Annotated in this window: 7 protein-coding genes; 5 read left to right on the plus strand and 2 right to left on the minus strand. The window is 62.0% G+C overall.

Going from position 1 to position 8,444, the window contains the following annotated elements; all coding sequences use genetic code 11:
• Nucleotides 1-289: 289 nt before the first annotated feature.
• On the plus strand, nucleotides 290-1,363 hold the full coding sequence (locus AC30NL_RS02165) for a hypothetical protein (RefSeq protein ID WP_489462373.1): 1,074 nt from the start codon (nucleotides 290-292) through the stop codon (nucleotides 1,361-1,363).
• 126 nt (nucleotides 1,364-1,489) lie between these two features.
• Here the strand turns inward: AC30NL_RS02165 and AC30NL_RS02170 are convergent, their stop codons facing one another.
• Both AC30NL_RS02170 and AC30NL_RS02175 read right to left on the minus strand, forming a co-directional pair.
• A complete protein-coding gene (locus AC30NL_RS02170; protein WP_489462374.1) occupies nucleotides 1,490-1,906 on the minus strand; it encodes a LysR family transcriptional regulator in 417 nt (138 codons plus the stop codon).
• Nucleotides 1,907-2,366: 460 nt separating this feature from the next.
• A complete protein-coding gene (locus AC30NL_RS02175) occupies nucleotides 2,367-3,080 on the minus strand; it encodes an aspartate/glutamate racemase family protein (RefSeq protein ID WP_489462375.1) in 714 nt (237 codons plus the stop codon).
• A 125-nt stretch (nucleotides 3,081-3,205) separates the two neighbouring features.
• Between AC30NL_RS02175 and AC30NL_RS02180 the strand changes: the two genes are divergently transcribed.
• The 4 genes from AC30NL_RS02180 to AC30NL_RS02195 form a co-directional block, all read left to right on the plus strand.
• Nucleotides 3,206-3,676, plus strand: a complete 471-nt coding sequence (locus AC30NL_RS02180) for an Lrp/AsnC family transcriptional regulator (protein WP_489462376.1) — start codon at nucleotides 3,206-3,208, stop codon at nucleotides 3,674-3,676.
• Nucleotides 3,677-4,126: 450 nt separating this feature from the next.
• The gene (locus AC30NL_RS02185; RefSeq protein ID WP_489462377.1) at nucleotides 4,127-7,201 is read left to right on the plus strand and encodes a diguanylate cyclase domain-containing protein; all 3,075 of its coding nucleotides are present in this window, start codon (nucleotides 4,127-4,129) and stop codon (nucleotides 7,199-7,201) included.
• A gap of 201 nt (nucleotides 7,202-7,402) precedes the next feature.
• Complete coding sequence (locus AC30NL_RS02190; RefSeq protein ID WP_489462378.1) at nucleotides 7,403-7,870, plus strand: type IV pilin protein; 468 nt, start codon at nucleotides 7,403-7,405, stop codon at nucleotides 7,868-7,870.
• The coding region (locus AC30NL_RS02195) for a pilus assembly FimT family protein (RefSeq protein ID WP_489462379.1) at nucleotides 7,864-8,444 on the plus strand (581 nt) is incomplete at its 3' end. The genes AC30NL_RS02190 and AC30NL_RS02195, both read left to right, overlap by 7 nt.

Genomic DNA, 8,444 nt, shown 5'->3' on the forward strand with positions numbered 1-8,444 from the left:
AAGATGGCAGAGGTCCGAACAACAACTATCTAATCAGACCCAGGCATCGACTTCGGCCATGCCTTCAAGTGAACTCGCTCGCCAGAGCACGCCGCCCTTCTCCACTTCTTCGAATATTTCAGGTCGTTCCGACGAGTCGCACGTGATCGATATCCCGGGTGGGGAAATAGAGATAGTCACGCCCGGGGACGCTGTCCTGATGGCAGCCGGCCCGTCAGCTGCGCCCCCCTCAGTCGACGTGCGAGTAGCCGCTCTCGCAGCGACGCTGGAGCAATGTCTTGCGCACTGCATGCCCGGGGGCCCCCTTGCGCCCGACGTGCGAGCACGTCTGAACGAAAACGCGGCAACGCTGGTGCAAGCAGGAATCGACAGCCCCGAACGACTCCAAGCATGGACGCAATCGTGCCAGGGGCATGACCGCAAGCTGGCGATGATGGGCCTAGGGTTTGCAAGGAACGTGGGCTACCTCGTCGGCATGACGGCAGCCAACGAGTGGGTGATTCCTCAGTTGCCCGCGCAAGTCCTGAGCAATCCATCTGCACTGGGGTCGCTCGTAGGCCTGGGCGTCGCGGGAATCGATGTGTTCCTCACCGAGTTCGGTACTGGTGCCCTAGAGCCGCTTTTCTATCGTGGCAGCACCAAGTCCCTGCCGCCGTCGATCGTCGCGAGCACCAATCCGTTCAAAACGATCATTCAGGACGTGGGATGGGCTGCCGGTCTTAGCGTGCTGAAGAACAGTTTGCGCATTCCCGCACCTTGGGTGCAATCGGCCATCGAAGGCCATCCGGACCACAGCATCAATCGCACATGGGCCGATCGCATTGACACCAGCCTGCTCGATGGCGGTCTCGGGTTTGTTTCCGCGGGCGCAAATGAATATCGAAAGGTCCGTTCCCATGGCGGCATCGACTATGCACAGAGGCTTCTGTTGCAGGAGCCACAAGACTTGCAGCGAGCGATTGAGCGATCGCAGGGCCGACGTCCAATGGGCATCATCGAAATGTCCAAGAATGCCGTCCATTCGTTCTCGTCGCCGGCGGCGCCATTGGCCGTCGTCACGTCCGTGGCACTATTCCTGTCCATCCTCATCGCGAGGAACAGCAGCATCGACGTGACGGGACACGCCGGCTCGGGTTTGCCGCCGAACATGGCCGACCCGAATGTCTTCACGGAAAAACGTGTGTCGAGTGTGGAAATGATGGGGTTGATGAGCGGCTTCATTGAACTGTCGGCGCCGGCCGCTGCCGTAGCCGGCGAATGGGCATGGGAGTCTCTGAAAGACGCGGCCGGCGGGCTGCCGAACATTCGCGCGTGGATTGCACGTTTGACTACTGGGAATGCGTCGGCGCAGCTGGGGACGTAAGCCAGCCGCCACTCAGAACCATCATGGGCACTTCCGGGCGGTGGGTGGCGCGCGATTGACTTCATGTCCGAGGGCGCGAAGCGCCTTCTCGGCTACACAGCAAGGAATTGATGCGCCAGAGAAAACTCATCCATGTGCGCGACGTTGCCGATTCCCGAGGACATGGCCCACGACGCGCGTGGTTTTGATGCAGGCGCAGCAGCGAGTACTGGCGGAGCAGTGAAGACAAGACTCCCGATCCTGCCCCTCCAGCACGGCGAGTGGCACGGTCCCTTGTTGTTCGACCGCAGCCCCGGCGCCGATGCTGCGCGCAGCGAGCAGCGCAGTCCGCAAATTGGCCGCATGCAGGAGGAAACGCTCTCCCGCCTCGGTGAGTTGCAGGGGCTGTACCGCACGATTGACCAGTCTTGCGCCGACCCAGTGCTCCAGTGACTGAATTCGGCGAGTCAGCCCCGACTGCGAGGCATGCCTTACCAGAGATGCGCGGGTGAAGCTGCGGCACTCGGCGAGACAAAGAAAGTCATCCAACCACTTCACGTTCATCGACTCACCTCATCTCGCTAACGCACTAACAAACAAAATTCAACCGTTGTGGAGGTGGCAGCAAGCCACCTGATGCCCAGGCGTGATCTCTCTGGCTGATGGCGCCTCCTCGGCGGGGCGCCGTGTCCGATGGGCAGCCAGGTGAAAGTGGCAACCGGACGGGGCCGCGCAATCGGCGAGGGCATTTCTGCCTGGATCGCCGCCAAGCTTCTCCTTAAGAGTGCGCCGTGAATGCAATAACGGCACGGAACGGGAAGAGCTTGTCATGGAGATTGCGCGGTGTTGGTGGTCGCGAGGCTCAGAGGCTGAGAGTTTTTCGAGCGTGCCCGGGCAGCACGTCAAAAGGCGCCTGGTCTAGGCGCAAAGCGCAGCCATAGCCCGGGCTATGGCGAGCATTTGCAACGATGAGCAGGGGTCTTTTGGCGTGATGAGCGGGCATGATCGAAATCCTCTCAGCCTCTCAGTGCGCCGCTGTGGCGCCGGTGGCTCCGAGCGCGAACTCCACCGCTGCCAAGGCGTGAAGCGACGTGGTGTCGAAGATCGGCAGCGTCGTGTCATCAGCACTGAGAATCAAAGGCAGTTCGGTGCAGCCGAGGACGATCCCCTCCGCGCCGCGTGAAGCGAGCCCAGCACAGATTTCCTGCAGTGCCCTGCGGCTGGAATCGAGGATCTGGCCCTTGCACAGCTCGTCGAAGATGATTCGATGCACCTCGGCACGCGCCGGCTCATCGGGAACGACGCATCCAATGCCGTGGCTCGCCAGACGGTCCACATAGAACGGCTGCTCCATCGTGAAGCGCGTACCGAGCAACCCCACGACGCGCGAACCTTTCGCATGGATGGCTTGCGCCGTGACGTCTGCGATATGAAGAAGCGGGATGCCGATTGCGGACTGCACTTCGGATGCGACCCGGTGCATCGTGTTCGTGCCGATGAGCACGCACTGCGCACCACCTTCTTCGAGACGCTGGGCAGCATCGACCAGGATGCGGCTCATGCCGTCCCAATCCTGCGATCGCTGGCGCCGCGCGATTTCCTCGAAATTGAGGCTGATGAGATTGAACGAAGCCGAATGAAGGCCGCCCAGGCGACGTGCGACTTCACGATTGATGGTTTGGTAATACAAGGCCGTAGATTCCCAGCTCATGCCGCCGATCAGTCCGATGGTTTTCATAAGAACACTCCTCAAAAAATTGCGAACTTTTGAGTTTGCCGCGTGGCATGAGACAAATACTCGCAATTTGCTTCGCTGAATATCGACTCGTTAGAATTCCATTCCACGCTCTCTTGAGTTCTTAGATGAAAATTCTCGACCCCATCGACCGGAAGCTGCTCCAAATCCTCCAGGAGGACGCTGAAATCCCGATGGCCAAACTGGCTGAGAAGGTGAATCTGTCGCCCACGCCCTGCTGGAGGCGCGTGCAACGCTTGAAGGACGAAGGAGTCATCCGGCGTCAAGTTGCGCTGCTCGACGCGGAGAAGCTCAACGTGGGCGTCACGGTATTCGTGGCGGTGAGAACAAATCTGCACAGCGAGGAGTGGTTCAGCCACTTTCGTGCGGTGGTGCTGGAGATCCCCGAGGTCGTCGAGTTCTATCGAATGAATGGCGATGTCGACTATCTGCTTCGCGTGGTGGTGCCGAACATCGGCGCTTACGACACCATATACAAGCGGCTTATTCGCAATGCCAACCTTTCGGATGTCAGCTCCAGCTTCGCAATGGAGCAACTCAAGTTCACGACCGCCCTGCCCCTCGACTACGCCAACTGAATCCGTCGCGACGCGACCGGCAGCCCTGGAGCGGCCATGGAGGCTGCCCCCCCTTGCCTCGTTCCATTCGTGTTCGTATTCCATGTGCTCGACGCATCCATTTTCATAGCCTGCGCAATGTTTGCTGAAGCAGGCACCCGTCACCGAAAGGATCGGATGCGGCGTATGGAAGAGCGAAATTTTCGGCGGCGGTCGTCTGCCCGCGGGTTCGCGCGGTCACGCCTGTTGTGCAGTGCAGCGAGCCACCTAAAGCCCCCCACGTGGACGTGATGATGTGTTTTGAACTCGCAACGACATCTCGGTTTTGACGCCTGCCAAGGTGTTGCAAGCCATTCGATGAGCGCCTTTTGGTGTCACACCACACGAATGCCGCGTCCGGGCACTTAATTGCCGGTCACCGGCGCCGAATCCTCGTATCGTGCACGCCTTCATGTCGTGTCCGACTTCTGCATGACACTTCGGCTGTTCCTCGTTCTCGCCAGCACGGCATGGGCCATGCTTGGCCTTGTTGCATCGAACTCTGCCTGCGCGGCCGTCATCGACCGATGGTCCACGCATGGGGACCGCGTCTTTCAACCTGCGCCCATTCCCACCACGATGCAGGTGACGGCGATGGTGCAAGACGATGACGGCTTCATTTGGCTCGGGACGCAGACAGGTCTTGCACGCTGGGATGGCTACCGCCTCGTGAATCACATGGCGGACCCGGACACACCAGGCTCGCTGGGTGACAGCTACGTCAATGCGCTGCTCAAGGATTCGAAGGGAAGGTTGTGGGTCGGCACGAGCGCAGGCGGGCTCGCATGGCGCGACCGCGGCACGGGCCGTTTCAATACAGTCCCGGTCGGCCCGGACGGCACCAGCCATGTCAGCGTGTTCGCCATTGTCGAAGACGGTGCCGGAGGCCTGTGGGTAGGCACAGGGGCGGGAGTGGATCACCTCGACGTGCGGGGCACAACTCCAAGACGCTATCCGGACTCGTGGCCGAATGCTGCGCATCAAGCTGCGGCTGTGACAGCGCTGCGCGTGGACCGTGGCGGCAACTTGTGGGTCGGTACGCGCCGCGGCCTGTTCCGGTATTCGGGCACTTCCACACGGTTCGAACCCATCATCCTCAGCGCCGGCAGCCAGCCGCAGCCAAGCGTGACGAATGTCTTGCAAGACATTCGCGGCGATCTTTGGATTACCACGCGAGATCACGGCGCATTCGTTTGGCGTCGCGATGAGAGCCGGCCAGCCCCCGTGCGAGAGCCTGGGACTCCTTTGGCCGCAGGACTCGCGAGCGACACCGTCTTTGCCATCACGGAAGTCGATGACGACACGATCTGGCTCGGCACTTTTGGCGGCGGCATCGTCCAGGTTGACGCGCGCGATGGCTCGATCACTCGCATTCGGCACCATGACCGCAGGCCCGGCGGCCTGCCGTCGGACGACGTGTGGGCTTTCATGCGCGATCACAGCGGACTCATCTGGGTCGCGACCGATTCAGGACTCAGCTCGCACGACCGGAACCAACATGCCATCTCCACCTGGTTCGGCATGCAGTCGCGTCACAGCAAGGTCACGCAAACCAACGTCTCTTGCGTGCTGGCCATGCCGGACGACACGGTATGGCTCGGACTCGGCGATGGGGGCGTGGACATCGTCGAGCCACGCCGTGGCCGGGTTGCACAACTCCTGCCCGACGCGGCACACCCGCGCGATGCACTGCCCAAGGGCCGGGTACTTGCGATGAGGGCGTCGCCCGCCGGCGACATCTACATCGGAACGCAGCAGGGCCTGTACTTGACACGAATGGGCGGGAAATCGCTTCGTCGCATCGACGTGCCGGGTCGCGACCCTGCTTCGGCGACCTGGGCCATCCATCTGGTTCGTGACGAGCTGTGGCTCGGAGGGCTCGATGGGTTGTGGGGCTTTGCCTTGCGCGACAACCAACCACCTCGCCTGCTCGTGCATGAGACCGCATCCAGCCTTGGCGACCAGCGCATCACGGCGATCGCGAATGCCCCCGACGACGCACTGTGGATCGGCACGCGAGATGGTCTGTTGCGTTACGACACGCGGCATCACACGCTTCGGCGGATTCGCACTGATGCGCCAGGCGCCGTTGGAGCCCCGGGCGGATACATCAGTTCAGTCCTCACCGATCAGCGCGGTCGCCTGTGGATCGGGTCTTTCGGCCGCGGTGTTCGGATCCTCGACAACCCCGGCACCGATGACACCACGGCACGGCGCGTGACGACAAAGGAGGGCCTGCCGCACAACGCCGTGAACGCAATGGTGGCGGACGCCCACGGCGCCATGTGGATCAGCACGGACGACGGTGTCGCGCGCATTTCTCCTGACAACCTCAGCGTGGCCGCGCTTCATGGCGCCGACGGGCTCGGAATCTCAACGTACTGGACGAACTCCGCGGCAGTCACGAAGGCGGGTGAGTTGCTTTTCGGAGGCGTTGGTGGCCTGACGATCATCCAGCCGGACGAACTGCAAGCCCGGATTTTCAAGCCACCCGTCGTCGTGACGAACTGGCAAGGCGGCATGCTGTCCGACCCGCAAGGCACCAACAAGTCCATCGAACTCGAGCCGGAGCACAGGGATCTCCTTGTGGAGTTCGCCGCGCTGGACTACTCAAACCCCGAACTCAATCGCTACGCCTATCGCCTGAGCGGCTACGAGCAAGCCTGGGTGCCCACGGATTCCACCCGCCGCGCCGCGCGCTATACCAACTTGCCCCCGGGCGACTATGTTCTCGAATTGCGCGGTTCGAATCGACAGGGGCAGTGGTCCGAGCCTCTGCGCCAGCCTGTCAGGGTCCTCGCTGCCTGGCATGAAACGGGCTGGTTTCGCACCGCGTCGGCCACCCTCACGCTCGGCCTGCTCATCCTGCTCATGCAGGCGAGAACGCTGGTGCTCAAGCGTCGCGAACGTGTTCTCGAGCACCTGGTATCTCAACGAACCGCCGAGCTGGAGCGACGTAGTGCAGAACTGCTGGAAAGCGAACGGCGTCTGGAGCAGATGGCGTACTTCGACGGCCTGACCGGCGTCGCGAACCGTCGGCTCTTCAACGAAGATCTCAGACGTCTGGTTGCTCTGGCGCACCGCGGCCAGAGCTTCTCGCTTCTGCTCATCGACCTGGATCGCTTCAAGTACATCAACGACACGCTCGGACACGACGCCGGCGACGCCTTGCTCGCGGCGGTCGCATCCCGATTGTCGGAGGCCGTGAGAGAAGTGGACCGCGTGGCGCGGCTGGGCGGCGACGAATTCGCCGTTCTCCTCAGTCAAACCCATACCCCCGAGGGCGTGGAAACGGTGTGTCGCCGCATCCTCGAAAGCGTTGCACGGCCCGTCGAGCATCGCGGCGAGCTCATGACGACCAGCGCGAGCATAGGGGCGGCTCGCTGCCCCCTGGACGCGGAAACTGCCGAAGCGCTCTGCCACGCCGCGGATCAAGCGCTCTATGCCGCCAAGCGGGCGGGCCGCAATACATGGCGGTGCAGCGGCGATGACGACACCCAGTCATGAGCGACGCAGGGCGGCCATGGCTTGGGCGGAGCACAGCGCGGCCCATCGAATTGACCCGTGACATGGTTCTCGCTTCACCGGGAGTAACCAACGCCCATCACAGCTTCGTAATAACTCCATCATGTTCGGGGTACCCATCGAAGCCACGATCCGCAGGCGGGTCCACAAGGGTGGACACGCCCATCCAACGGACCTCGCGCCATGCTGACTTCCAATCGACGCCTTTCACCGCCCGACGCTTCTTCGAGCGGCGGCTTCACGCTGATCGAATTGATGGTGGCCGTGGCCATCGTCGGAATCCTCTCCGCCGTCGCGCTGCCCTCGTACACCGACTACGTGCTGCGCGGGCGTCTGGTCGACGCGACCAACGGCCTCGCCGCGACGCGCGCGCTCATGGAGCAGCACTTCCAGGACAACCGCAGCTATCTCTCGGGGCCATGCACGAAGAGCCCAAAGGCCGGCCCCCTCTTCACGATTTCGTGTTCTCTCATCGACAAGACCACCTACACGCTCGAGGCAAAGGGCAGCGACGTCGTCAAAGATTTCAGCTTCACGCTGGACAACTTCGGCAAACAGAGGACGACGGGACTGCCGAGCAAATGGGGTGGAGTGCCCAGCGGCGGCAGCTATGAATGCTGGGTGCTGAAGAAGGGAGACATCAAATGCTGATACCGCACGAATCGCGACCGCACGGCTTCTCGCTGATCGAGCTGATGATCACTGTGACCATTTTGTCCCTGCTGATGCTTGTTGCCGCACCTGCCATGGCCACTTGGATCGCCGACTCGCGTGTGCGAACCGCGGCTGAATCCATTCAGAACGCGCTGCGGCTCGCACAGTCGCAGGCCATGAGTCGCAACCGCTTGAGCGTCTTTGCCCTCACGAGCGCGAAGCCCGAGTGGAATGCAAAGCCGACCGAAAATGGCAGTAACTGGTACGTGCAGCTCCAGCCCTTGTCGGGCAGCGATGAAGCCGCCAACGCCACCGCGGCCGACTTCTTCGTGCAAAGCAATGCCTTCGCAACTCAATCGGGGGTGTCGATCGACGGACCGTCGCTCCTGTGCTTCGGACCGCTCGGCCAGCAGGCGGCAGTGGACAAAGACAGCACGACGCTCGGCGTCGCATGCAAAAAAGCTGATCCCGCCGTCTACACCGTCTCGAATTCTTCCAACCCGAATAGCCGAGCGCTGAAGGTCTTTGCCTACCTCGGCGGCCGCGTGCGCATGTGCGATCCGAGCAGGAC

This window comes from Rhizobacter sp. (assembly GCA_021153565.1).
In the GTDB taxonomy this organism is placed as follows: Bacteria; Pseudomonadota; Gammaproteobacteria; order Burkholderiales; family Burkholderiaceae_C; genus Albitalea.